At 43.8% G+C, this 219-nt stretch carries 1 protein-coding gene; it reads right to left on the reverse strand.

Features of this window, described 5'->3' with window-relative positions:
* A partial coding sequence (locus tag CF394_RS13980; RefSeq protein WP_133079847.1) for an efflux RND transporter permease subunit occupies positions 1-219 on the reverse strand: 219 nt, incomplete at both ends.

Raw genomic sequence — 219 nt, forward strand, 5'->3', positions numbered from 1 at the left:
GCGCCGCCGCTTGAGATGCTGCGCCGCTGCCTGCACTTGAAGCAGATGCCATCGGGATTCTCATATTCTTCAAATCTTTTATTGTTTCAATATCGCCGCTTACAACGACAGATTTTTCTTTATTTCCGAATGTGTACAATCCAAGCGGAGTTGTCACATCTGAACCTTGAATCACTTGTTTGACTGTATCTTCATCAAGGCCGTATTCTTTCAGTTTGT

It is taken from the genome of Tetzosporium hominis (genome assembly GCF_002265435.1).
Classification (GTDB): domain Bacteria; phylum Bacillota; class Bacilli; order Bacillales_A; family Planococcaceae; genus Chryseomicrobium; species Chryseomicrobium hominis.